Raw genomic sequence first — 24,336 nt, 5'->3', positions numbered from 1 at the left:
TCCTTGACTTTGTCTTTAATGTTTCTTTAAGATATGTCAATCTTCATTCAGGGATGTCAGTCTTCGGACTTCAGTTTCTTGTCCATGGCTGCTGCAGCACGACGTCCATCGCCCATGGCAAGAATCACGGTAGCTCCGCCACGTACTATATCGCCTCCGGCAAATACCGTAGAACGCGAGCTCTGCATATCGTCGTTGACGGCGATAGTGTTCTTGCGGCCAAGTTCAAGACCTTCAATAGATTTCGGCACAAGCGGATTAGGTGAAACGCCTACTGCCACCACTACCTGGTCAACATCCATTGTCACGGTCTTGCCCTCTACTGGCACAGGACTGCGACGACCGCTGGCATCGGGCTCTCCTAATTCCATCACCTGGAGCACGGCCTGACACACAGCTCCGTTCTCGTCAGCCTTATACTCTATAGGATTGTGCAAGCAAAGGAAGTTGATGCCTTCCTCTTTAGCGTGTTTCACTTCCTCAAGACGTGCTGGCATCTCCGACTCTGAACGACGATACACCAGTGTTACCTCTGCACCAAGACGCTTTGCCGTACGACAAGAGTCCATGGCCGTATTGCCTCCACCGACTACCATTACTCGCTTTCCGAGATTCATTGGTGTGTCGGTTGTCGGATTTGCTGCATCCATCAGGTTCACACGAGTCAGATACTCGTTAGACGAGAGAATATTGATGGCGTTTTCACCAGGAATATTCATAAAGTTAGGAAGACCAGCTCCCGAACCTACAAAGATTCCCTTAAAGCCCTCTGCTTCAAGTTGTTCTACGGTTATTGTCTTGCCTACGATGCAGTCTGTCTGGAAATGAACTCCCATTTTCTTCAAGTTGTCTATCTCCACATCCACGATCTTGTTTGGCAGACGGAATTCAGGAATACCATATTTCAACACTCCTCCAATCTCATGGAGTGCCTCAAACACATGCACCTCATATCCCATCTTCACCATATCACCAGCAAAGCTGAGACCCGAAGGACCAGAACCTACCACAGCCACCTTTATGCCATTAGCAGGAGCTATCTCTGGCAATGACATCTGTCCGCTCTCTCGCTCATAATCAGCAGCGAAACGCTCCAGATAACCAATGGCTACAGCTGGCTCGTTCATCTTCAGGTGGATGCATCGACTCTCACACTGCTTCTCCTGAGGACAAACACGTCCGCATACAGCAGGCAGTGCCGAAGTCTGCTTCAACACCTTTGCAGCTCCAAGGATGTTTCCACGTTCGATATTCTTTATGAACGAAGGTATGTTGATGTTTACAGGACAACCTTCAACACAAGATGGTTTAGCGCAGTCAAGACAGCGTTTTGCCTCTGTCATAGCCTGCTCAAGAGTAAGTCCCTTGTTCACTTCCTCTGTTCGTGTTGTAGCACGATATACTGGGTCAAGCTCTGGCATTACCACACGCTTGATGGCAGTACGCTCCTTTGGTTTCATCGCCGCACGTACTTCCTTACGCCATTCCGCATTTCTGTCTGTCAAGCTCTCTATCGGCTCTTCTGTTTCAGCAGATGCTGAAGTAGCAGCGGCAGCTGTCGCATCAGGCAATTGATCGTCAGCCGGCGCATCCTTTACCTCAATGCCGCTAAGATGTTCGTTATAGTGTGCCATCTCTTCCTGTTCCTCGCGCTTGAATGTGCCCATGCGCTTGAACATCTCATCCCAGTCAACGAGAGCTCCGTCAAATTCTGGTCCGTCAATGCACACGAACTTTGTCTTTCCGCCTATTGTCAGACGGCATGCGCCGCACATACCCGTTCCGTCAACCATGATAGTATTCAGCGACACATCTGTTGGAATGTTATATTTCTGTGTCAGCAGACAGCTGAACTTCATCATTATTGGAGGACCAATAGCAAATACTCGGTCTATATGTTCCTGATTGATAAACTTCTCGATACCAACAGTGACCACTCCTTTTTCACCATAAGAACCATCGTCGGTCATGATGATCAGTTCGTCGCTACTCTCGCGGACTTCATCTTCAAGAATGATAAGATCGCGCGAGCGGCCTGCTATTACAGAGAGTACACGGTTGCCAGCTGCCTTCAGCGCACGCATGATGGGCAGCATAGGAGCCACTCCTACTCCACCTCCTGCACAAATCACTGTTCCGAAATTTTCGATATGTGTTGGATTACCTAAAGGACCTACCACATCGGTGATGTAATCGCCTTCTTCAAGCGAACACAGTTTTTGAGACGATAATCCCACACGCTGCACAACTATCGTGATAGTGCCTTTCTCAGTGTCGGCATCAGCAATGGTCAACGGCATGCGCTCACCCTTGTTACCCACACGCACTATAACAAAGTTTCCTGCCTTGCGGCTCTTGGCTATTAGCGGAGCCTCAACTTCAAAGAGAAAAACTTTCTCAGAGAATTGATGTTTTCTGACGATCTTATTCATTTGTTTGTTTATCAGTTTGGAGTAATTGCTTCTTTTTCTTTATTTTATCATGTCACAACCCATGTATGGAACAAGTGCCTTTGGCACTCGTATGCCTTCTGGAGTCTGGTTGTCCTCAAGTATTGCAGCTACGATGCGTGGCAAAGCGAGGGCTGAACCGTTGAGGGTGTGACAGAGTTCTATCTTCTTGTCTTCTGTATGACGATAACGACATTTCAGACGATTTGCCTGGTATGTATCGAAATTGCTGACAGACGACACTTCGAGCCAGCGTCCCTGTGCCTCAGAATACACTTCAAAATCATAGCAGATGGCAGAGGTAAACGACTGGTCACCACCACAAAGCAACAGTATGCGATAAGGCAATTCCAGTTTCTTCAGCAGTCCCTCCACATGAGCCAACATCTCTTTGTGCGACTCCTCTGAGTGTTCGGGCTTGTCGATTCTCACAATCTCTATCTTCGAGAACTCATGGAGACGGTTAAGTCCTCTCACGTCCTTGCCATAGCTTCCTGCCTCGCGACGGAAGCATTGTGTGTAAGCGCAATTCTTTATTGGGAGATCTTTCTCGTCAATGATAACGTCACGATAAATATTTGTCACCGGCACCTCGGCTGTTGGTATGAGATAGAGGTCGTCAACCTCACAATGATACATCTGACCTTCCTTGTCTGGCAACTGTCCTGTACCATAGCCTGAAGCCTGGTTCACCACCGTCGGCGGCATTATCTCAGTATATCCCGATGCGCGTGCCTCATCGAGGAAGAAATTGATAAGAGCCCGTTGCAAACGTGCACCAAGACCCACATAAACAGGGAATCCTGCTCCTGTAATCTTCACTCCAAGGTCGAAATCTATGAGGTTATATTTCTTTGCCAGTTCCCAATGGGGAAGTTTGGCATCCTTATTCTCTGGATTGATAGCCCAATTGCCTACAGTATCCGTACCGTCACACTCCTTGAGGTTGCTCTTCACCACATGGTTGTCTTCTGCCGAACTTCCTTCTGGCACATTGTCGTATGGAATATTAGGTATTGTACAGAGCAAGTCGCGCAATTCTTTCTCGGCATTGTCCATAGCTTCCTGACAAGCCTTGTCTTGCTGTTTCAGTTCAGCGACCTGTTTCTTTATTTCCTCTGCTTCCTCTTTCTTTCCTTCCTTCATCAGTCCACCGATCTTGGCTGCCATCTGCTTTGCTTCCTGCTTGGTCTTGTCGAGCATCTGCTGCGACTCGCGACGGCGCTTGTCAATGGCGAGTACATTATCAATGGCTTCCTTTGCTCCTGCAAAGTGTTTCTTTTCGAGACCACGTATCACGCGGTCTGTGTCCTCAGTAATGAGTTTCAGTGTAAGCATAATTATTATCTTTTTCGTTTATGTTCTTCTATAATGGTGCAAAAGTAAGCAAAAAAAATGATTTAACGAAAGAAAAACATAAAAAAAAACGCATTGTCGTCAAAACAATGCGTTTTTGTTATTTGTCAGTAGGATATTATCCCTTGATTGCAGCTATACCTGGGAGAACCTTGCCCTCGATGGCCTCAAGGAGAGCACCACCACCGGTAGAGATGTAGGACACCTTGTCAGCGAGTCCGAACTTGTTTACACAAGCTACAGAGTCGCCACCACCGATGAGCGAGAATGCACCTTCTGCTGTTGCCTTGGCAATAGCCTCACCTACAGCACGTGAACCTGCTGTGAAGTCCTCGCACTCGAAGCATCCTGCAGGACCGTTCCAAAGGATAGTCTTTGCGCCCTCGATAGCGGCAGCAAACTTAGCGCGGCTCTCAGGACCTGCGTCAAGACCGTCCCAACCTGCTTCGATAGCGTTTGACGGGAACACCTGGATCTTTGCGCCTTCCTTTACAGAGAAAGTCTTGAAGTCGTAGCCTGTGCAGCAAACAGAGTCGGTACCGAGCACGAGCTCCACGCCCTTCTCAGCAGCCATCTTCTCCACGCCGAGTGCTACATCAAGCTTGTCGAGCTCTACGATAGAGTCGCCGATCTCGCCACCATGTGCCTTAGCGAATGTGTATGTCATACCACCACAGAGGATGAGCTTGTCAACCTTGCCGAGGAGATTTTCGATGATGCCGATCTTAGAAGAAACCTTCGAACCACCCATGATGGCAACGAACGGACGCTTAATGTTATTGAGGACATTGTCAACAGCGTTCACTTCCTTCTCCATAAGATAACCGAGCATCTTGTTGTCGGCATCGAAGTAGTCGGCGATAACAGCTGTTGATGCGTGCTTGCGGTGTGCAGTACCGAAAGCGTCCATCACATAGCAGTCAGCGTATGAAGCGAGCTTCTTGGCGAAGTCCTTCTGACGACTCTTCATCTCTTTCTTTGCCTCGTCATACTCAGGTGTACCCTTTTCCACGCCTACTGGTTTGCCCTCTTCTTCTGGATAGAAACGGAGGTTCTCGAGCAGCAGAGCCTCGCCTGGCTGAAGAGCTGCAACCTCAGCGTCAGCGTTGGCGCAGTCACCGGCAAACTTAACCTCAACGCCGAGGTTTTCGCCTACATTCTTAACAATCTGTGAAAGTGAGAGTTCCTTCTTCACCTTGCCCTTTGGCTTGCCCATGTGGCTCATCATGATAAGAGCGCCACCATCAGCGAGCACCTTTTTCAGTGTTGGCAGAGCACCCTTGATACGGGTCTCGTCTGTAACATTACCATTCTCGTCAAGTGGCACGTTAAAGTCCACACGTACGATTGCCTTCTTACCGGCAAAGTTGAATTGATCGATAGTCATAATTTCTTTTATTTAAATATTTAAATATGATATAATCTTTTTGTGCATAAGGCATTTATGCTTTATGCGAGCGCAAAGTTAATCATTTTTATTTAAATAACGAAATATCAGCAACTTTTTTTTCAATTTTTCGCTATTTTGTTATCATATTGCAATATTGGCTTTGCAATAGTGGAAAAGTGGTTATGGAGAAATAAAAATAATGTGGTATGAGATAAGCGAAAATAAAAAAGAGGAGCGGTGTTGTTCCGTTCCTCTTTTGCGGTGCGTACGGGACTCGAACCCGTGACCCCATGCGTGACAGGCATGTATTCTAACCAACTGAACTAACGCACCTTGTTGGTTGCTAATGTAAGGAATTTCAGTGGCGGTGCGTACGGGACTCGAACCCGTGACCCCATGCGTGACAGGCATGTATTCTAACCAACTGAACTAACGCACCAATGTGTTGTTCCTTATTTGCGGGTGCAAAGGTACGACTATTTTTTGATACCACCAAATTTTTTGGCAAGAATTTACAAAAAAAAGTGCAAAAAGACAGCATTCCTATATTTTTGTCCGTCAAAAATCCAATCTTCGAGTACATTTTTGTCATAAAAGCCCATTTCCCTAAAGAGATGCAAGGCCGACTCATTGCTTTCAGAAATCACTACATATACCTGATGAAGATGTATCACTGTCCGGGCATATTCCAGTAATTTTTCTACCATTGCCCGTGCATATCCCTTTCCACGTTCATCTTTTTTTACCACAATACCCATTTCCGCCCGGTTGTGTCGTGGTTCGAAATCGTTGAGGTCGGCAATGCCCACTATCTCGCCTTTTTCGTTTTCCACCATCAGCCTCAGCTGTCGTTCGGCATAGATATCGCTTGTGGTATTTGCGATGTAGTCGTGCAGCAGATAGCGTGAATAAGGGGCATTGCTATAACCCACGGTCCACATCTCCAATTGGTTTTCTATGTTATATATCTCGTCGAGGTCTTCTGGCTCTATAGCTCTCAGTCTTACTTCTGTCATTGTATTATCTCGCTATGTGTTATTATACTTCCTGTGAGGTATTGGTAAGTGCCAATGTTTACCTTTTTGTTCTTCATCTGTCTCATCAAGCTTAGCATCTCTCGATAGCTGATTGACTGTGGGTCAAACACGAGTGTGGTTTTGTTTTTGGTCTTCTCTAACACCTTATTAATATATATAGGGTCAGCCTTATCAAGATATATGGCATTGAGTCCGTGCTTCCTGCTGATGTCTCGGCAGGCATCAGTCATCGTTTTCAAGCCAATGAAAACAAAGTCGCCTGTCATGGCAATGTTGCGCACAACGGCAAAACCAAGAGACCGACGCATGCGTGTGGTGACCATAGTAACAAGAGCCAACAGTGCCTTCACCCATATCGCCATCTTAATAGGCAGCGTGATGAGCATGCCAAGATGACTGTAATGCTTTCGGAAAAAAATCAGCATAGCATTATAGAATACGTGTACATACCTGAACGACGACTTGTGGGTGCTCTCTCCCTTATAATGCAATATCTGTGTCGGGAAATACCAGTTGACATATCCTCCGAGGAGCAAACGATACGAGAGGTCTATATCCTCGCCATACATAAAGAAGTCCTCATCGAGGAGTCCTACATTGTCAAGTGCGCTTCTTCTGAGCATACAGAAGGCTCCGCTCACTATCTCTATCTTCTGTGGACTATCCCATGGAAGGTAGCCTAAATAATATCGTCCCAGCCGTCTGTTATGCGGAAACATGTCGCACAGTCCACTTAGTTTGTAGAACGAAATTAGTGGCGATGGCACTCCCCGGCGTGACTCGGGAGCCAAGGTTCCGTCTGCATTAAGCATCATCACTCCTAAGGCACCACTGTCAGGATGTGCATCGAGAAAGTCTATCACATCACTTATTGCGTTTTCTGCCACAATGGTATCTGGATTGAGCAGCAATACATACTCGCCTGTTGTCTGTCTTATGGCAATATTGTTTGCCTTTGAGAATCCCACATTATGAAGATTCTCTACCACTCTCACATGGGGATAATGCTTATGTAAGGCCGCCACCGAATTGTCGCGCGAGTGGTTGTCCACGACGACTATCTCAGCCTCAATATCTTTTAGGGCTTTGTCGAGACTGTCTATGCACTGCAACAAGAAGTGGCAGACGTTATAGTTTACTATGATTACTGTTAACTTTTTCATTCGTCTGCTATTTCCGATTTGCAACGGTTCTCACTTGGATAGATGAAAGCCATACAAATGAGGCATATTATTGACATATATCCGAAGGTAGTTGACATAAAGAGATAGTATAGCGTCGTGTTGACTATCATCGGCAAGGCGATGAGTGCCATACGCAGCGATGCCATCTTCAACAGCGTCTCTTCCCCACCCTTTATCAGTTTATTCCTCACTTTGTCGAACTTGAACAATCGCAGTGCGAGAGGTATGAGTATTATTGTCAACAGTTCCATCATCGTGGTACAATAGTATTCCAGCACGTCGTCGCCTGCCTTGTCTCCAGCAGCGAGCACGTTTGCCTCATAGACTGCTGTAATGGCTATCGCCACCGCTATCGACGCGGCATATAGTGTCTTTAGTTTGTTTGAAGTATTTCTCATCTTATATATATTAAATAGGTGTACGATTAATGATTGAACGGCCGAGTGTCACCTCGTCGGTATATTCGAGTTCATTTCCCACCGAGATGCCTCTTGCTATTACCGTCACCTTCACTCCTGTCTTTTGCAGTCTTCGGGAAAGATAGAAATTCGTGGTGTCGCCTTCCATAGTTGACGACAAGGCGAGTATCACTTCTTTTACCTCACCTTCTTCCACTCTGCTTACTAACGAGTCGATATTGAGGTCTGACGGTCCTACGCCATCCATTGGCGATATTATTCCGCCTAAAACATGATACAGTCCTGCATATTGCTGTGTGTTTTCTATCGCCATCACGTCCTGAACGTTTTCTACTACACACAAGATAGTGTTGTCTCGACGCTTATCCTGGCATATTGGACACACGTCGTCGTCGCTGATGTTATGACACACACTGCAATATTTCACGTCGTGTCTCAGGTTGTAGAGGGCATTACACAGCGTGTCAACAGTTGCAGTCTCCTGACGTAACAAATGCAGTGAAAGACGCAATGCCGTCTTGCGCCCTATACCTGGGAGTCGCGATATCTCGTTCACTGCCTTTTCCAATAGTTGTGAAGGGTACTTGTCCATTAACTTTTGATTATATTACACATGATTATCCCTTATTAAGGTATCAAGCGAACTCGCTCAGTTCAAGCCATCTCATCTCTTTCTCTTCGAGTTCTTCCTTGAGCATTGGCAATCGTCGGCTTTTCTCTGTCAGTTCATCCACTGATAGTGTTCCGCTGCACAGTTGTTCCTCGAGTGTCTTCCGCTCTGCCTCGAGCGAGGCTATTTCTTTCTCAAGCTGTTCAAACTCCCTTTTCTCTTTGAACGACAGTTTCCTACGAGTATCGTTACGGTACGAAGCTGCTGTTTTCTTCTCTTTGGATTCATTGTCTTTAGCCTTCTCCGTCTCCTTCGACTGCAATGCTGACCACTCCCTGTACTGGCTGTAGTTTCCTGGGAAGTCGTTGATCACTCCGTCGCCCTTGAACACGAGTAGATGATCTACCACACGGTCCATAAAGAAACGGTCGTGGCTCACCACTATCACACATCCCGGGAAGTCCTGCAAATACTCCTCAAGTATGCTTAGTGTGGTGATGTCAAGGTCGTTGGTGGGTTCGTCAAGTACGAGGAAGTTGGGATTTCGCATCAACACGGTACAGAGATAAAGTTTTCGTTTCTCTCCTCCGCTGAGTTTGCTTACATAATTATACTGCTGTTCTGGAGTGAAGAGGAAATGCTGTAGAAGTTGCGATGCGGAAAGATGCTTGCCATTGCCGAGATCCACATAGTCGGCAATGTCTGTAATCACATCAATCACCTTTTGTGTATCGTTAAACTTCAGTCCTTCCTGCGAGAAATAGCCAAAACGCACTGTCTCTCCCACTACTATTTTTCCGTTGTCGGGGTGCAGTTCTCCGAGCAGCATCTTCACGAAAGTTGACTTTCCCGTACCGTTATTGCCAACTATGCCCATCTTCTCGAAACGGTTGAAGTTATAGTAGAAGTCGCGCATTATCACCTTCTTGTCGTCGAAGACTTTTGTGATATACTGACATTCAAAAATCTTACTACCAATATACACGTTCGACGACTTCAGTCTCATCTGCCTCTCTTCCATCCTTTGCTTTGCCACCTTTTCCAGTTCGTAGAACGCTTCCTCGCGATAGCGTGCCTTATGTCCTCGTGCCTGTGGCTGTCGCCTCATCCATTCAAGCTCAGTACGATAGAGGTTATTGGCTCTTGCTATCTCTGCACGTCGTGCGTCGATACGCTCCTGGCGTTTCTCCAGATAATATGAGAAATTGCCTCGATAGGTGTATGTCTGACGGTCGTCGAGTTCAATGATCACCGAGCATACCCTATCGAGAAAGAAACGGTCGTGGGTTACCATGAGGAGCGTCTTTCGTCCTCTGGACAAGAAGTCCTCGAGCCATTCAATCATCTCGAGGTCGAGATGGTTGGTGGGTTCGTCGAGAATGAGTATGTCGGGCTCGTTTATCAAGGCATTGGCAAGTGCCACACGCTTCTGTTGTCCACCACTGAGTTGTCCCATGGGTTGCAAGAGGTCATTGATCTTCAGCTGTGTTAGCACCTGTTTTGCCTTCAGCACCTTTTCCTCTTCTCCTTTGTGGTTGAAACAAGCGTCAAGCACCGACTCTTCCGGATCGAAGCGAGGTGACTGTTCGAGAAATCCCACTTTTACATCGCGACGAAATACCACGCTACCTCTGTCTGCTCCTTCATGTCCTGCGATGATGGAGAGAAGCGTTGACTTGCCGGTTCCGTTCTTGGCTATCAGTCCCACCTTCTGTCCTTGAGCCACGCTGAAACAGATATTCTCAAACAGCACCAGCGAACCAAACGACTTTGTGAGGTTTCTGACCTCTAACATTGGAGTCTCTGTACCCATCTATTCCTTGTCAGCCTCCTTGAGCTGTTTGTTTATTGAATCGATATAATCGAGCAGTTCATCGCGTCCGTCGCGTTTCTCACTCGACGTAATAAACATTGGCGGCATCTCTTCCCATGTCTCTGACAGCTTCCGCTTATACGCGGCCACATTCGACTGTACCCGGGTCACGGGCAACTTGTCTGCCTTCGTAAACACTATAGTGAACGGTATGCTACTTTGACCCAGCCAGTTGATAAATTCTATATCAATGTTTTGTGGTTCGAGTCTCACGTCCACCAACACAAACACATTCACCAACTGCTGTCGTTGCAATATATATCCACGAATCATTTGGTCGAGTTTGGCTATCTCTGTCTTGGAGCGTTTGGCGTAACCATAACCAGGTAGATCGACGAGATACCACTCTTTGTTGATGATAAAGTGGTTGATGAGCAGTGTCTTTCCGGGTGTAGCCGAGGTCTTTGCCAACTTCTTGTTTCGGCATAGCATGTTGATGAGGCTCGACTTGCCCACATTAGACCTTCCTATAAAAGCATACTCAGGCTTATTGTCATCGGGACACATGGTGAACGTTGGTGCCGAGATGACAAATTCTGCAGTTTTTATTTCCATAAGCTTAAAGTCCCAGGTCGTCTATTTCCTTCATTTCGTCTTCGTCAAACCATTTGGTCAGTCTTTCCTTAGCCCTGTCTTTTATCTCAGGTTCAACGTTTACCCACACCTTGCGAAGTACATAGATCAGTACTCCTACGTCGTCGGTCAGTCCTACAATAGGAATAGCATCTGGAATGGCGTCGAGTGGACTTATCAAATATCCAAGAGCGCCTATGATGAGAGCCTTGTCTGCCTTCGACACCTTTTCACTTTGCAGCGTGTAGTAAAGAATCAACGCTGCATAAACCAGTTTTGCACCTGCCCTTTTGGCAATTTTCGAAATCTTGTCAACGAAGTCACTTGCTGAAAACTTGTTGGCATAACTCATAAAATCAGGTAATTCCATATTTCTTCAATTTATTAAATTATATACTTAAGTGATTTATTTGTTCAACTTCTTATCCGTATTACTCTTATCCCGGTAAACGTCTTCCGCCCTTTCATATATTCAGCCAACGTCCTACTGTCTTCCACTACCTTCTTATATATCATAGAGGCATTGAGCAGGTATAGGCCGTCGCGTTTCCATACCGCTATACCCACATGGGCTATGTCGAGTCCCTTTTTATTGGTGGTAATGGCGATGATATCCCCATCGGCAACAGCCTTTCTCAGAGCTGGCGTGTCGTAGAGCTGTGTCTTGGGTATGTATCTGCGTTCCATGCCCTCCATTCTCTGTTCCTGTCGTCTTATCTCCTCTATCATTTCAGGGTGTCGTCTGAGCATATCATATTTCTCGGGATTGTCGCTCATGAATCCGAGGCGTATCTTCTGCACGTGGGTGAATGGTGTTTGACTGCTTTGTCTTTCTTCCACCATTCCTCGTCTTGTGTTGTCTTCAATCCACTCTGAGAAATAATGAAGGCGACTCGCATATCCTGCCATCACTCCATCGCGGTAGCGCAAGGCCAAGAGCATCTTCTTGTAGTCGCCATATCGGCATTTTCCTCGTGAAGCGCACAAGGTGAGTGCGGTGGCATTTTCCACAAGTGTGGTACAGTCGAGCTGTCGTGTATTCACGACGAGACACTCTGGGTCAGCCACTTCAAGTGTGTGTGCCACATAAGGTCTGCCTATTAGCTTCCGGGCAAAAAACAGTGTCTTGTTCTCGCCTTTTGCCAAAGACTTTGCTTGTTTCAGAACTTTTTCCACGAAGATGCTGTCAGCGTCGGTATCTATCACGCTGAATGCCTTGGCGTGTCCTGCACATGAAAGTCCCGCGAAGAGACATATTATCTTTAATATAATTCTCATTTCTTTCTATACCCTTTTTTCAAGCCGAAGTTCAATCCTAAGAACACGTTAAGACTGCCGAAGATATTATTTGTCTGGAATCTCGACTTGTGATAGTTATAACTATGAAGTATCACGTTGCCTCCAGTGTACCATCTCATGTTATTGTATATGAATCCCACACGCATTATCCCGTCGATATCGAAGTTCTTGAACGTGAAGTTATTGGTTTCGTCTGGTCCAACATCTCCTATCGACTTCTTGTATGCTAAGGCGGCCGAGAGACTCGAGCTAAGCAGGCAGTTTTTGGCAAACACCCAGTTATACGCATATCCTGCTGAGATATTCAGGTCGTAGAACTTCACGCTGTTGAACATCAAACTGCTGTCTATCTTCACCTGTTGGTTCTGGCAGGCTGTCTCCACCACCTTTTGTAGTTTATCATGGTCCAGATCAAGACTCTGTCGTGTATATCCCACTCCCGCCATCCATGATCCGCAACTCACCTTCTGTATCGTGCTTTGTGAGAAAGCTGCCGGATAAGAGAAACGGTTATGATTGAATATATAATAGAGATTCAGTCCGGTGATACCTGCGTTCAATCCGCCGAAATCCACGTTCTTCAACCTACTCACATCCACGTTTTCTCCAAAATCTGCCTTTCTGATCTTATAGTCGTTGCCAGTTCGGCGATAAAAGAGATCGACGCCTATCTGCGAACTGTACAGACTGAGCGCGAACTCCTTCTTGAGCTTATTGTCCTTAACGCCAATATTCTTCAGTTCGAATGTGTATCCTAAGAAGAGCCAGCGCCATCCGAAATAGGGTCCGAGTCGAAGAGCCCTGTCAGGCGAAAGCATCACGCTCTGTCCGTTGCTGCTCCTCAGCCAATAGAGGTCCACGTTATATGTCGTCTGTAGCATAAACGCGTAGTTATAATGCTGGGGTTCAATATATGCAGTATCGATGGCGCCGAAAACTCTGACGGTACGCTTTATTGTGCCAAAGGCATTCTCCTTTTCTTCATCGGCTACAGCATTCACAGCGACCACAGCCATGAATAAGACTGTCATCACCATCCTCTTTACTGCAATGTATATCTCCTTTATCATTGTTTCAATGGCTTTCTATCAGAACTTTCCGAGAATACGATCCATAACCCAGTTAACTGGTGTAGCAGAGATACTTGTACACGAGCAAACGCCAAGGCCCTGAAGATGTTCTATCACACTCTTTATCAGAGGATACTGAACATAAGGAGGATTGGGTACAACAAGGCTTTGCTTCCCTTCGAGAGTATGAAGACATATCGGGTCGTAGTTGAACACCGAGAAGCTCAACTGTCCTTTGTCGCCTATCACCTCTATGCGGTCTTCCTTGGCCGACTCATGCGCCACGAAACACCACGAGCCACTCCCGGGCAGTCCACTCTCAAATCTGAAGCATGCGCTTACAGAGTCTTCCACATTATATAATCCCGCGCGATTAGCGCATATCCCGTCAGCATCCACTATCACTCCAAACATATCCTGCAGCAGGTCGAGCTGGTGCGGGGCGAGGTCGTAGAAATATCCGCCTCCGGCAATGTCAGGCTGCAGTCTCCAGGGAAGATTCTCTGGATGTGAATAGTCCAGATCGCGCGGAGGAACGGCAAAACGTATCTGCACATTCATCACGTTGCCAATAGTCCCATCGGTGATAATCTGTTTCACCTTCTGGAAATACGGCAAATATCGGCGATAGTATGCCACGAAACAAGGCACACGGGTCTCCTCGCTCACCCTGTTGATACGTGAGCAGTCCTCGTAGTTCGCTGCCAGTGGTTTCTCCACATACACTGGTTTGCCCGCCTTCATAGCCATGATAGCAAAGGTGGCATGACTCGACGGAGGCGTCGCAATATATATGGCATTGATGTCCGGGTCGTCGATTATCTCCTGTGCGTCGGTGTACCACTTCCCGATACCGTGTTTTTCGGCATATCGGCGTGCGTTTTTCTCGCTTCGGCTCATCACTGCCTCTACCGTGGAACCGGGTACTTCACTAAACGCCGGACCGCTCTTTTTTTCTGTCACTTCACCACATCCGATGAAGCCCCATTTCAATATTTTCATAATAAGTATTAATATTGTTGGCAAAGATAACAAAAAATTATTATCTTTGCAACTCCGAAAGAAAATAAATGCATAAAAAAATGGAAAAAACCAGTAAAGATGCCCTTTTTAGGGTCCGCAGCTCGCGTTCTTGCGTCAGAAAAGGCTGCCAACTGTACTTATCTAACTTCCGTCGCATAGTCAAGGCTTCATGGCTTCCTGCGACGCTGTTTGCCGTTTGCGTTAGCATTCTTGGCACTATTGCCGTGATACAATATCCTCGGCTTAACCTCACTGCCCTCGTCAATCCAGACAGCATGCCTCTCTTGTTCGACAACTATATGGTTGTGTTCGCTGTCTCCCTGCTCGCCTTCATCGTAGGAGGACTGATGGAGTCTGCCACTTACTCTTGCATGTTCCGCCTCTTAGCCGAACATAAAGATACAGGAGTCATACCGATACCTAAACGACTCATAGAGTTCTCGCGACAATGGGCATGGCGTACCATAAAGGCATTCCTTGGCACTCTCTTACTCGCGGATATAATGGCTATCATCGTGACCGCTATCGTCTATGGCATCACTGTAGGCATCAACAAAATGGGAGGCGAGACTCTAATCTCATCTTATGCCTCCAACATGGCGGCATTCTTCATAACACTCGTATTCGCCGCTCCACTATTCCATGTCGTTATGAAATATATCCTTACACCAAATGCGAAGTTCTGGCCTTCGGCATGGAGCAGTTATCGTGATGGATTCCGCCATCTTGGAATAATCATCACATCGTTAATAATGGCCACATTGGTCATTTCTCTCGTGTCGGCCGTCATCTGCTTGCCAGCTATCGTTGTGGCAATAGCCAACTTCCAAGCCAACCTCGGACTGCTCTTTGGCGACCCTCTCGGCATGCCTTCCTATATAGTTCCCCTTACGGCCATTGCCATGGCTTTTGCCGGCTTTGTAGAAGTGATGACGAGAAGTGTTGTCTTCTTCATCACGTATTATATCTACGGTTCTATCGAGACACAGGAAAACGAAAAGAATAAATTTAATAAAGAAATACAAAATATCTGATAATGAAACGTTTATTATTTATCGACCGCGACGGTACTCTTATCGAGGAACCCGCCGACGAACAGATCGACTCCTTCGACAAACTAAAGTTCACCAAGGGCATGTTCCGCAACTTGGGATTCATACGTGCTAAACTCGACTTCGAATTTGTCATGGTGTCAAATCAAGATGGACTTGGCACTGACTCTTTTCCAGAAGACACCTTCTGGCCTGTACATAACTTTATACTACAGACTCTCGAAGGAGAGGGCATTACGTTCGACGAGATACTCATAGACCGCCACTTCCCCGAGGACAATGCTCCCACGAGGAAGCCAAACACCGGACTTGTCACAAAATATCTCAACAATCCCGAATACGATATCGCTAATAGCTTTGTCATCGGCGACCGGGAGACCGACCGTCAGTTTGCGGAAAACATTGGATGCAAAGCGCTCATTCTCGGGAAAGACGGCATGGACTGGGACAAGATTACCGAACTGCTCTTTGCAGGAGAACGCAGGGCTGAAGTGACACGCACCACAAAAGAGACCGATATCCACGTGGCTGCAAATCTTGACGGCACGGGACGTTGCGACATCTCTACCGGTCTTGGTTTCTTTGATCACATGCTCGAGCAGATTGGCAAGCATGGCATGATCGATCTTACAATCAACACCAAAGGCGACCTACATGTGGATGAACACCACACCATCGAAGACACGGCCCTCGCTCTCGGCGAGTGTTTATTAAAGGCTTTGGGCGACAAACGAGGCATTGAGCGTTATGGCTACTGCTTGCCCATGGACGACTGTCTCTGTTCGGTGGCACTCGACTTTGGAGGACGGCCATGGTTGGTATGGGATGCCGATTTCCGTCGCGAACGCATCGGCGAGATGCCCACCGAGATGTTCCTCCATTTCTTCAAGAGTCTTAGCGATGCTGCTCGCATGAACCTCAATATCAAGGCAGAAGGACAAAACGAGCATCACAAGATAGAAGGCATCTTCAAGGCACTGGCAAGGAGCCTGAAAATGGCAGTACGTCGCGACATCTATCACTACGAACTGCCGAGCACAAAGGGCACGCTATAGACACATCGGCAAAGGCCTACCCTCTTCTCCTGAATTCCGAACAGACGATGCTCGTGGCGATGGCCACGTTAAGACTCTCGGCTCGTTTATCGGGATTAAAATCGGGAATCAACAGCCTATGGGTGACGAGACGGCGGACGGCTTCTGTGAGGCCGTTGCCCTCGTTGCCCATTACTATTATGCCTGCAGCAGACAAGCGAGTTTCATAGATGTCTTGTCCGTCAAGAAGCGTACCATAAATCTTCACGTCTTTTGGCTGAGAGACGAGATATGATTCAAGGTTGACATAATGTACACTGACACTTGCAAGACTTCCCATCGTGGCCTGAACCACCTTCGGGTTATAGGCGTCGGCGGTCTCCTGACTGCATATCACATGTCTAATGCCAAACCAGTCGGCTATCCTTATTATCGTACCGAGGTTGCCAGGGTCTTGCACTCCATCGAGGGCAACGACCAGTTCCTTCAGGGGGTCGATAGCTGTCATACCGTTTTCTTCAGGTATCTTGAACAAGGCCACCACCTGCTGCGGATGCATGAGGAAGCTAACACGCCTTAGCTCGTCGTCGCTCACAGGCACCACACCCCATGCGTCATCGGTCCATCGCGTTGCATCACCCATTTTTTGAATCTCACCGCCATGGCCGTCACGCCACTCATCGGTAGCAATGAGGGCATGGAGACCGAAGCGTCCTAACATGTCGCCCACCACCTTTGGACCTTCAGCCACAAAGAGCGAGGTGCGCTTCCTGTTTTTCTTCATTTCCAGCGCCCTAACCTCCTTTATCATGTTCTTACTTATCATAAATCGTATATTTTTTGCAAAAAGTTCATAAAAACAGCAGCAAAGTTACAAATAATGTTTTAACTTTGCAACAATTTTGTGAAATAATGCATTTGAAAAAGTATTTTTATATCATATCTTGTGCCTTCATGGTGGCTTCATGCTCTTCCACGAAGTATGTCGATGACGGTTCATTTCTGCTCAATAAAGTGGAAATGAAGACTGACGGTACCTATCCCGACATCAACACCTCACAACTGAAAGGGTATGTCAGACAGAAAAGCAACTCACAATGGTTCTCTGCTGTGAAGATTCCTCTGCACACCTACTCGCTCTCAGGACGTGACACGTCAAAATGGATCAACCGCACGCTGAAGTCCATGGGCGAGGCTCCGGTGATATTTGACTCTACTGCCACAGCCCGTACGTGCGAAGACCTAAGGTTGGCTCTATGCAACAAAGGTTACTTAATGGCATACGTTGACGCCACTACTAAGACAAAGGGAAAGAAAAAGGTTAATGTCACCTATACGCTTCATCCAGGACTTCCATACCATATAAGGCTGATAAGACGAGACATACGCGACACTGCCATAGCTCACATCATCGGCGACGACACCCACAGCCTGCTTAGCGAGGGTATGCAGTTTGATGCAAACAAGCTCGACGAAGAGCGCAAGCGAATTGTCAACGCGCTGACCGACAATGGCTACTACCGTTTCCATAAAGATTATATCACCTTCCAGGCGGAAAATATTGCCGACAGCCGAGACATCGACGTAGCCATGGTACTACACCAGTATGTGCTCAACCACGACTCCATTGCCGACCACCCCCGATATGACATCGGCAAGGTGACATACACAAGCGGCAATCCCGACGACTCGCAGCTCCATCTTCGTCCTTCAGTCATGCGTGCCAACACGCTGATCCGTCAAGGACAGCCCTACTCTGCTTCCGACCTCCGAAACACATACAACCGATTCGGACGACTGCAGGCCGTGAAATACACTAATATCAACTTTCACGACAACGACAGCTTACACACTCTCGACTGTAATATACAGCTCACACCAAACAAACCCAATTCCATCAGCTTCGAACCTGAAGGCACCAATACCGCTGGCGACCTCGGTGCAGCTATGGCGCTTACATATCAGAACCGCAACCTCTTCCGTGGATCTGAGGTACTGAGCATTCAGCTGAGAGGGGCATACGAGGCCATCACCGGACTTGAGGGCTACAGCAATCAGGACTTCATAGAATACAGCGTTGAGGCAAGTCTTTCATTCCCACGAATCATTGCCCCCTTCGGACTCCATAAGTTCACCTCCTTAAGCAACACACAGTCAGAAGTGTCAGTGATGTACGACATGCAGAACCGCCCAGAATACCACCGGCGAGTGCTATCCATGGCATGGAAATACAAATGGGCAAATGCCGGTCATCACGACAGATACCAATTAGATATTCTCGACATCAACTATCTCTTTATGCCATGGATATCTGACACGTTCCGCAAGGACTATCTCGAGGACGACAACAACAAAAACGCCATCCTACGGTATAACTACGAGAACCTCCTTATCATGAAGTTCGGATTCGGCTATTCTTACAATAATGGTATCTACGCCATAAAGGCCAACGTGGAGACATCGGGCAACTTACTCGGCCTGTGCTCCGGCATATTCAACTTCTCGAAAAACAACAACGGACAGTATAAGGTGTTTGACATCGCATACGCACAGTATGCCAAGGCCGACATCGACCTCACACGCAACATCCTCTTCGACGACAACCATCAGCTTGTCATGCACTTAGGATTCGGTATCGCCTATCCTTACGGCAACAGCACTATCCTTCCGTTTGAGAAACGATACTTCTCAGGTGGAGCCAACAGCGTGAGAGGATGGTCGGTGAGAGAGTTAGGACCGGGAAAGTTTAAGGGACATAACGGACAGATCGACTTCATCAACCAGACCGGAGACATGAAACTCGACATCAACTTCGAATACCGGGCTCCGCTGTTCTGGAAACTCACGGGAGCGCTATTTGTCGACGCTGGCAATATCTGGACTCTTCGCAACTACGACGATCAGCCAGGAGGACAGTTCAAGTTTGACGAGTTCTGGAAACAGATCGCCGTGGGCTACGGACTCGGCTTCCGACTCAATTTCGACTACTTCATCCTGCGCTTCGACATGGGCATGAAAGCAGTCAATCCCGCCTACGAGGCCGACGGAGGGAAACACTACCCAATCACAAGTCCGAACTTCAGTCGCGACTTCACCTTCCACTTCGCAGTGGGCCTTCCATTCTGACCTTCCATCGTCCGTCAGCCTGCCTTTGCAGACCCACTGCAAAGGTTGCCTCCTCTTCCAAGTGTCCGCCACCCGCAAGCGAGTCGGTCACATGGAAGTGGCTCACCTTTATGCCTACTGTGGCTCCGTCGCCCGATATTATCGGATTATCCACGTCCACCTCAGCGCCCTGACCGTCATTGCGAAGAGTTACCATGTCATCTTCCGTTAGGTTCGACGCCTCGAAATTGAGCCATTTCCTGCTGTCGTCTGTCAACAACTTTGACGCCTTATCGAAGTCGTAGTTAAAATACGCTTCAGCAAAATCCCTTGCCACAGTCATCACCTCACGCTCTTCTTTTGTTTCACTGCCACAAGCCGTCAACAGCAATGTAGCAAGCGTAAAAATGATATAAAAAACACGTTTTTGCATAGAAAATCACTATTAATTATTAAAAAACGGCGCAAAGATAACAAAATCATTTGGCAGTAACGCAATTTTTTCTTACTTTTGCACAAAATAATAACAAATAATGCTGAAATTCATTTCTTTTGCGAGTGGAAGCAGCGGAAACTGCTATCTACTCTATACAGACAATGATGGATTGCTCATCGACGCAGGTGTCGGCATAAGGTCGCTGAAAAAGGCGATGCGCGACTACCATATCCACATGCAGCAGGTGAAGCACGTCATCATCACTCACGACCACGCTGACCATGTCAAGTCGGTCGGAAGCCTAAGCAGGGAACTCGACGTGCCGGTATATACCACACGCGAGGTCCACGACGGCATATTCAAGAACTATTGTGTGACCAAAAAGATTGAAGCGCGCAACGCTCACTGCATCGAAAAAGGCAAGACCATCAACATCGGGGAATTCAAAATCACCCCCTTCAACGTACCACACGACAGCACCGACTGTGTGGGATACTTAGTGGAATGTCAAGGCGTGGCTTTCTGCATCGTCACCGATGTGGGCGTTGTCACCGACGAGATAAAGCCATTTATCAACAAGGCCAACTATCTCGTCATCGAGGCCAACCACGATGAGGAGATGCTCAAAAACGGACCTTATCCGGACTATCTCAAAAGCCGCATCCTCGGAACCCGTGGACACCTCAGCAACCGACAGTGCGGAGAATCCCTTGTGGAGAACGCCACACCTGGCCTGAGACACGTGTGGCTGTGCCATCTTAGTGAAGAAAACAACCATCCCGAACTGGCAAGGAAAACCGTAGAGGCCATTCTTCGCAACAGCGGTATCGTGGCAGGAAAAGACTTCATGCTCGAGATACTGAAAAGAAAGACGCCGACAGGGATTTTTGAACTTAAGTAAATGGATATAGACAAAGTACTCCAAAAGCTCCATATCGAAGAGCTCAACGACATGCAGAAAAAAGCATGCGTCACCATACTCGGCTCTACAGACGACGTGGTGATACTCTCGCCAACAGGCTCGGGAAAAACCCTCGCCTATCTCCTACCCACAGCTCATCTCGTCGATGAAACGACAGACAGGACACAGGTGCTCGTCGTCGTGCCTGGACGCGAACTCGCCCTCCAGTCGGCAAACGTGCTAAAATCCATGGGATGCGGAGTGAGGGCAGCCAGCTGCTATGGCGGACGACCGGCCATGGAGGAACACAAGACACTTAAGCAGGTCTTGCCACACGTCGTCTTCGGCACACCAGGACGTCTCATCGACCATCTGCAGAAAGGCAATATCTCGCCCTACTCCGTCAGGATGCTCGTCATCGACGAGTTTGACAAATGTCTTGAGATGGGATTCCACGACGAGATGGCACGTCTCGTCAAACTCCTACCTGGTCTCGACCGACGGGTACTGCTCTCTGCCACCGATGCGGAAGAGATACCTCATTTCATCAGCCTCGAACATGCCCGCCACATCGACTTCCTCGACACCTCAGCACAAGTGCCCGAACGCGTCACCATATATGAGGTGAGAAGCGAGATGAAGGACAAACTTGCCGAGCTATCCCGCCTGTTACGCTCCTTCGGTGAAGCCAGCAGCATCGTCTTCCTCAACTATCGAGATGGAGTGGAACGAACAGCAGACTTTTTGCTGCGCGAGGGCTTTGCCGTAAGCCTGTTCCACGGAGGTCTCGAACAGAAACAGCGCGAGGATGCCATCTACAAGTTTAGTAATGGATCCTCAAACATCCTCGTCAGCACCGACCTTGCTTCTCGAGGACTCGATATTCCCGACATCGACAATATCATCCACTATCATCTTCCCCTCAGCGAAGACGGATACATTCACCGCGTAGGACGCACCGCACGATGGGAAGCCCGCGGACGCACGTTTTTTGTCCTCGGCCCCGATGAACACATGCCCGAATATGTCGAAGGCGATATCACCCCCTACGTCATCCCCGACCATCTGCCATCACCTGCGCCACCACGCATGGCTACTATATATATAGGTAAGGGAAAGAAAGACAAGATAAGCCGTGGCGACATACTCGGATTCCTCTGCAAGAAAGGACACCTCAAGGGCGACGAGATAGGACGCATCGACGTCAACGACCGTTTCGCATATGCGGCCATAGCCCGACATAAGCTCAAAGAGGTATTGCAAAATGTACGTGGAGAAAAGATAAAAGGCCTAAAAACAGTAGTAGAAGCTGTCAAATAGCAAGAAAAATACGTTTTTCGGTAAATTTCTGCTAAAATATTTGGCAGTTTCGTAAACTTAATGTACCTTTGCCGCCGTTTATAAAAACAATAAGATAACAAGAACACTATAATCAATTATTTAATAGACAATCAAAATGAAGAAGTACAACTTTAATGCAGGTCCCTCAATGTTACCTCGCGAGGTCATTGAAAACACCGCCAAGCAGTGTCTGGACTTTCAAGGATCAGGTCTTTCACTGATGGAAATCAGCCACCGTGCAAAGAATTTCCAACCAGTAGTAGATGAGACAGTAGCTCTCATGAAGGAATTGCTTCAGATTCCAGAAGGCTACTCTGTAATATTCCTCGGTGGAGGTGCCTCGCTTGAATTCTGTATGATTCCATACAACTTCCTTATTAAAAAGGCTGCTTACCTCAACACCGGAGTATGGGCAAAGAAGGCCATCAAGGAGGCAAAGCTTTTCGGCGAAGTTGTCGAGGTGGCTTCGTCTGCCGACGCCAACTACACCTTCATTCCAAAGGGCTGGTCATGCCCCGACGATGTTGACTACCTGCATATAACCACCAACAATACTATCTACGGTACCGAGATACGCAAAGAGCTCGACGTCAACGTACCAATGATTGCCGACATGTCATCTGACATCATGAGTCGTCCGGTTGACGTCAGCAAATATCAGTGCATCTATGGCGGTGCCCAGAAGAACCTCTCCATGGCTGGTGTCACTTTCGTCATCGTAAAGGACGACGCTCTCGGCAAGGCTCCACGCGAAATACCAACCATGCTCGACTATCGCACACACGTAGATAAGGGTTCAATGTTCAACACTCCTCCTGTTGTGCCAATCTACTGTATGCTAGAAAACCTCCGCTGGATTAAGGCTAACGGTGGTGTCGAGGCAATGGACAAGCTCGCACGCCAGCGCGCTGAGATTGTCTATGGCGAGATCGACCGCAACAAGCTCTTCCGTGGTACTGTGGCTGAGGAAGACCGTTCGCTGATGAACATCTGCTTCGTGATGAACGATGAGTATAAGGAACTCGAGAAAGACTTCTTCGACTTCGCTACAGAGCGCGGTATGGTCGGCATTAAGGGTCACCGTAGCGTAGGCGGTTTCCGCGCCAGCTGCTACAACGCACAGACCATCGAAGGTGTCAACGCTCTCGTGGCATGCATGAAAGAATTTGAAGCCAAAAATTAATATAATTAGGAATTAGGGATGAAATGACTGTTTGCGGTCAATTTCTCATTCCTAATTCCTTTTTTCTAATATAAATATATAGTATGAAAGTATTAGTAGCAACAGAAAAGCCTTTTGCAGCAGCAGCGGTAGAAGGCATAAAGAAAGAGATAGAAGGAGCAGGCAACCAGCTCGTCCTGCTTGAGAAATATACCGAGAAGCAACAGCTCCTCGATGCAGTGAAGGATGTAGATGCCATGATCATCCGTTCCGATAAGGTTGACGCTGAGGTTCTTGATGCAGCCAAGCAACTCAAGATTGTGGTTCGCGCTGGTGCCGGATACGACAATATCGACCTCGCTGCTGCCACAGCACACGATGTAGTGGCAGAAAACACTCCCGGACAGAACTCTAACGCCGTAGCTGAACTGGTCTTTGGCATGCTCGTCTTTGCCGTACGTAACTTCTTCAACGGCAAAGCTGGCTCAGAGCTCATGGGCAAGAAACTCGGAATCCTCGCCTTTGGTAATGTAGGTCGCAACGTGGCACGCATAGCTGCAGGCTTTGGCATGGAAGTATATGCTTACGACGCATTCTGTCCAAAGGAAGTCATCGAGGCTGCAGGAGTAAAAGCCGTTGACAACCAGGACGCTCTCTTCGAGACCTGCGACGTGGTTTCACTGCATATCCCTGCCACACCAGAAACAAAGCAGAGCATCAACGCAGCTCTTGTAGGCAAGATGAAGAAAGGTGGCGTGCTTGTAAACACCGCACGTAAGGAAGTGATCAATGAGCCAGAACTCATCCAGCTTATGACAGAGCGCACTGACCTGAAATACGTCACCGACATCAAGCCCGACGCCGACGAGGAGTTCGCTAAGTTTGAGGGACGCTATTTCAGCACACCGAAAAAAATGGGCGCACAGACAGCCGAAGCCAACATCAATGCCGGCATTGCAGCTGCCTGCCAAATCAACGCCTTCTTCAAGGACGGTTGCACAAAATTCAAGGTGAACTAATT

At 47.7% G+C, this 24,336-nt stretch carries 22 protein-coding genes and 2 tRNA genes; 7 read left to right on the top strand and 17 right to left on the bottom strand.

All coding sequences use genetic code 11. The features are described from left to right. Positions 1–56: 56 nt before the first annotated feature. The 15 genes from CIK99_RS01340 to CIK99_RS01270 all read right to left on the bottom strand — a co-directional run bounded on the left by CIK99_RS01340 (position 57) and on the right by CIK99_RS01270 (position 14,263). Positions 57–2,432 (bottom strand): bifunctional dihydroorotate dehydrogenase B NAD binding subunit/NADPH-dependent glutamate synthase, encoded by a 2,376-nt coding sequence (locus CIK99_RS01340; RefSeq protein ID WP_094378985.1) that lies wholly within the window; start codon positions 2,430–2,432, stop codon positions 57–59. A 39-nt stretch (positions 2,433–2,471) separates the two neighbouring features. Continuing rightward, complete coding sequence (gene serS, locus CIK99_RS01335) at positions 2,472–3,788, bottom strand: serine--tRNA ligase (RefSeq protein WP_094378983.1); 1,317 nt, start codon at positions 3,786–3,788, stop codon at positions 2,472–2,474. 136 nt (positions 3,789–3,924) lie between these two features. Further along, positions 3,925–5,193 (bottom strand): phosphoglycerate kinase, encoded by a 1,269-nt coding sequence (gene pgk, locus CIK99_RS01330; protein WP_094378981.1) that lies wholly within the window; start codon positions 5,191–5,193, stop codon positions 3,925–3,927. 262 nt (positions 5,194–5,455) lie between these two features. Beyond that, a tRNA-Asp gene (locus tag CIK99_RS01325) sits at positions 5,456–5,529 on the bottom strand. A gap of 29 nt (positions 5,530–5,558) precedes the next feature. Continuing rightward, positions 5,559–5,635, bottom strand: a tRNA-Asp gene (locus CIK99_RS01320). 73 nt (positions 5,636–5,708) lie between these two features. Then, complete coding sequence (locus CIK99_RS01315; protein WP_094378979.1) at positions 5,709–6,212, bottom strand: GNAT family N-acetyltransferase; 504 nt, start codon at positions 6,210–6,212, stop codon at positions 5,709–5,711. Next, positions 6,209–7,396, bottom strand: a complete 1,188-nt coding sequence (locus CIK99_RS01310) for a glycosyltransferase family 2 protein (protein ID WP_094378977.1) — start codon at positions 7,394–7,396, stop codon at positions 6,209–6,211. Before CIK99_RS01310 ends, CIK99_RS01315 begins: the two co-directional genes overlap by 4 nt. After that, complete coding sequence (locus tag CIK99_RS01305; protein WP_094378975.1) at positions 7,393–7,815, bottom strand: hypothetical protein; 423 nt, start codon at positions 7,813–7,815, stop codon at positions 7,393–7,395. Before CIK99_RS01305 ends, CIK99_RS01310 begins: the two co-directional genes overlap by 4 nt. A gap of 10 nt (positions 7,816–7,825) precedes the next feature. Then, positions 7,826–8,428, bottom strand: a complete 603-nt coding sequence (recR, locus tag CIK99_RS01300) for a recombination mediator RecR (RefSeq protein WP_094378973.1) — start codon at positions 8,426–8,428, stop codon at positions 7,826–7,828. Between the two features lie 43 nt (positions 8,429–8,471). Next, the gene (gene abc-f, locus CIK99_RS01295; protein ID WP_094378971.1) at positions 8,472–10,259 is read right to left on the bottom strand and encodes a ribosomal protection-like ABC-F family protein; all 1,788 of its coding nucleotides are present in this window, start codon (positions 10,257–10,259) and stop codon (positions 8,472–8,474) included. Beyond that, the gene (yihA, locus tag CIK99_RS01290) at positions 10,260–10,874 is read right to left on the bottom strand and encodes a ribosome biogenesis GTP-binding protein YihA/YsxC (RefSeq protein ID WP_094378969.1); all 615 of its coding nucleotides are present in this window, start codon (positions 10,872–10,874) and stop codon (positions 10,260–10,262) included. A 4-nt stretch (positions 10,875–10,878) separates the two neighbouring features. Continuing rightward, positions 10,879–11,262 carry a YkvA family protein gene (locus CIK99_RS01285; protein ID WP_094378967.1) on the bottom strand — a complete coding sequence of 128 codons (384 nt, stop codon included), beginning with the start codon at positions 11,260–11,262 and terminating at the stop codon, positions 10,879–10,881. 44 nt (positions 11,263–11,306) lie between these two features. Then, positions 11,307–12,170: an N-acetylmuramoyl-L-alanine amidase-like domain-containing protein gene (locus tag CIK99_RS01280; protein ID WP_094378965.1), complete on the bottom strand. Its 864-nt coding sequence runs from the start codon at positions 12,168–12,170 to the stop codon at positions 11,307–11,309. Further along, a complete protein-coding gene (locus CIK99_RS01275; RefSeq protein ID WP_094378963.1) occupies positions 12,167–13,261 on the bottom strand; it encodes a DUF4421 domain-containing protein in 1,095 nt (364 codons plus the stop codon). Before CIK99_RS01275 ends, CIK99_RS01280 begins: the two co-directional genes overlap by 4 nt. An 18-nt stretch (positions 13,262–13,279) precedes the next feature. Then, complete coding sequence (locus tag CIK99_RS01270; protein WP_094378961.1) at positions 13,280–14,263, bottom strand: Gfo/Idh/MocA family protein; 984 nt, start codon at positions 14,261–14,263, stop codon at positions 13,280–13,282. An 80-nt stretch (positions 14,264–14,343) separates the two neighbouring features. Here CIK99_RS01270 and CIK99_RS01265 point away from each other — a divergent pair, with 80 nt between their 5' ends. Both CIK99_RS01265 and hisB read left to right on the top strand, forming a co-directional pair. Continuing rightward, on the top strand, positions 14,344–15,318 hold the full coding sequence (locus CIK99_RS01265; RefSeq protein ID WP_094378959.1) for a hypothetical protein: 975 nt from the start codon (positions 14,344–14,346) through the stop codon (positions 15,316–15,318). Between the two features lie 2 nt (positions 15,319–15,320). Beyond that, entirely contained in the window at positions 15,321–16,391 is a 1,071-nt protein-coding gene (gene hisB / locus CIK99_RS01260; protein ID WP_094378957.1) for a bifunctional histidinol-phosphatase/imidazoleglycerol-phosphate dehydratase HisB, read from the top strand. Positions 16,392–16,407: 16 nt separating this feature from the next. Here hisB and CIK99_RS01255 read toward each other — a convergent pair whose 3' ends face one another. Beyond that, positions 16,408–17,196 (bottom strand): RNA methyltransferase, encoded by a 789-nt coding sequence (locus CIK99_RS01255; protein ID WP_094378955.1) that lies wholly within the window; start codon positions 17,194–17,196, stop codon positions 16,408–16,410. 86 nt (positions 17,197–17,282) lie between these two features. Between CIK99_RS01255 and CIK99_RS01250 the strand changes: the two genes are divergently transcribed. Beyond that, a complete protein-coding gene (locus CIK99_RS01250; protein ID WP_094378953.1) occupies positions 17,283–19,496 on the top strand; it encodes a BamA/TamA family outer membrane protein in 2,214 nt (737 codons plus the stop codon). On the opposite strand, the gene CIK99_RS01245 is transcribed toward CIK99_RS01250, so the two are convergent. Beyond that, the gene (locus tag CIK99_RS01245) at positions 19,462–19,908 is read right to left on the bottom strand and encodes a hypothetical protein (RefSeq protein ID WP_094378951.1); all 447 of its coding nucleotides are present in this window, start codon (positions 19,906–19,908) and stop codon (positions 19,462–19,464) included. The genes CIK99_RS01250 and CIK99_RS01245 overlap by 35 nt on opposite strands. Before the next feature lie 100 nt (positions 19,909–20,008). Here CIK99_RS01245 and CIK99_RS01240 point away from each other — a divergent pair, with 100 nt between their 5' ends. From CIK99_RS01240 to CIK99_RS01225, 4 genes are all read left to right on the top strand, one after another. Continuing rightward, the gene (locus CIK99_RS01240) at positions 20,009–20,812 is read left to right on the top strand and encodes an MBL fold metallo-hydrolase (protein WP_094378949.1); all 804 of its coding nucleotides are present in this window, start codon (positions 20,009–20,011) and stop codon (positions 20,810–20,812) included. Then, complete coding sequence (locus tag CIK99_RS01235) at positions 20,813–22,132, top strand: DEAD/DEAH box helicase (RefSeq protein WP_094378947.1); 1,320 nt, start codon at positions 20,813–20,815, stop codon at positions 22,130–22,132. It begins immediately after the preceding gene. 136 nt (positions 22,133–22,268) lie between these two features. Next, positions 22,269–23,336, top strand: a complete 1,068-nt coding sequence (gene serC / locus CIK99_RS01230; protein ID WP_094378945.1) for a 3-phosphoserine/phosphohydroxythreonine transaminase — start codon at positions 22,269–22,271, stop codon at positions 23,334–23,336. Positions 23,337–23,419: 83 nt separating this feature from the next. Then, positions 23,420–24,334: an NAD(P)-dependent oxidoreductase gene (locus CIK99_RS01225; RefSeq protein WP_094378943.1), complete on the top strand. Its 915-nt coding sequence runs from the start codon at positions 23,420–23,422 to the stop codon at positions 24,332–24,334. Positions 24,335–24,336 lie beyond the last annotated feature (2 nt).

Source organism: Prevotella sp. P5-92 (assembly GCF_002251245.1).
In the GTDB taxonomy this organism is placed as follows: domain Bacteria; phylum Bacteroidota; class Bacteroidia; order Bacteroidales; family Bacteroidaceae; genus Prevotella.
The sequence above is the reverse complement of the archived record's forward strand: the minus strand, read 5'-3'. Positions and strand labels throughout refer to the sequence as shown.

Coding starts and splice junctions, on each gene's coding strand:
- CIK99_RS01340 (WP_094378985.1), bottom strand. CDS start 2,432: ATGAATAAGATCGTCAGAAAACATCAATTCTCTGAGAAAGTTTTTCTC.
- serS (WP_094378983.1), bottom strand. CDS start 3,788: ATGCTTACACTGAAACTCATTACTGAGGACACAGACCGCGTGATACGT.
- pgk (WP_094378981.1), bottom strand. CDS start 5,193: ATGACTATCGATCAATTCAACTTTGCCGGTAAGAAGGCAATCGTACGT.
- CIK99_RS01315 (WP_094378979.1), bottom strand. CDS start 6,212: ATGACAGAAGTAAGACTGAGAGCTATAGAGCCAGAAGACCTCGACGAG.
- CIK99_RS01310 (WP_094378977.1), bottom strand. CDS start 7,396: ATGAAAAAGTTAACAGTAATCATAGTAAACTATAACGTCTGCCACTTC.
- CIK99_RS01305 (WP_094378975.1), bottom strand. CDS start 7,815: ATGAGAAATACTTCAAACAAACTAAAGACACTATATGCCGCGTCGATA.
- recR (WP_094378973.1), bottom strand. CDS start 8,428: ATGGACAAGTACCCTTCACAACTATTGGAAAAGGCAGTGAACGAGATA.
- abc-f (WP_094378971.1), bottom strand. CDS start 10,259: ATGGGTACAGAGACTCCAATGTTAGAGGTCAGAAACCTCACAAAGTCG.
- yihA (WP_094378969.1), bottom strand. CDS start 10,874: ATGGAAATAAAAACTGCAGAATTTGTCATCTCGGCACCAACGTTCACC.
- CIK99_RS01285 (WP_094378967.1), bottom strand. CDS start 11,262: ATGGAATTACCTGATTTTATGAGTTATGCCAACAAGTTTTCAGCAAGT.
- CIK99_RS01280 (WP_094378965.1), bottom strand. CDS start 12,170: ATGAGAATTATATTAAAGATAATATGTCTCTTCGCGGGACTTTCATGT.
- CIK99_RS01275 (WP_094378963.1), bottom strand. CDS start 13,261: ATGATAAAGGAGATATACATTGCAGTAAAGAGGATGGTGATGACAGTC.
- CIK99_RS01270 (WP_094378961.1), bottom strand. CDS start 14,263: ATGAAAATATTGAAATGGGGCTTCATCGGATGTGGTGAAGTGACAGAA.
- CIK99_RS01265 (WP_094378959.1), top strand. CDS start 14,344: ATGGAAAAAACCAGTAAAGATGCCCTTTTTAGGGTCCGCAGCTCGCGT.
- hisB (WP_094378957.1), top strand. CDS start 15,321: ATGAAACGTTTATTATTTATCGACCGCGACGGTACTCTTATCGAGGAA.
- CIK99_RS01255 (WP_094378955.1), bottom strand. CDS start 17,196: ATGATAAGTAAGAACATGATAAAGGAGGTTAGGGCGCTGGAAATGAAG.
- CIK99_RS01250 (WP_094378953.1), top strand. CDS start 17,283: ATGCATTTGAAAAAGTATTTTTATATCATATCTTGTGCCTTCATGGTG.
- CIK99_RS01245 (WP_094378951.1), bottom strand. CDS start 19,908: ATGCAAAAACGTGTTTTTTATATCATTTTTACGCTTGCTACATTGCTG.
- CIK99_RS01240 (WP_094378949.1), top strand. CDS start 20,009: ATGCTGAAATTCATTTCTTTTGCGAGTGGAAGCAGCGGAAACTGCTAT.
- CIK99_RS01235 (WP_094378947.1), top strand. CDS start 20,813: ATGGATATAGACAAAGTACTCCAAAAGCTCCATATCGAAGAGCTCAAC.
- serC (WP_094378945.1), top strand. CDS start 22,269: ATGAAGAAGTACAACTTTAATGCAGGTCCCTCAATGTTACCTCGCGAG.
- CIK99_RS01225 (WP_094378943.1), top strand. CDS start 23,420: ATGAAAGTATTAGTAGCAACAGAAAAGCCTTTTGCAGCAGCAGCGGTA.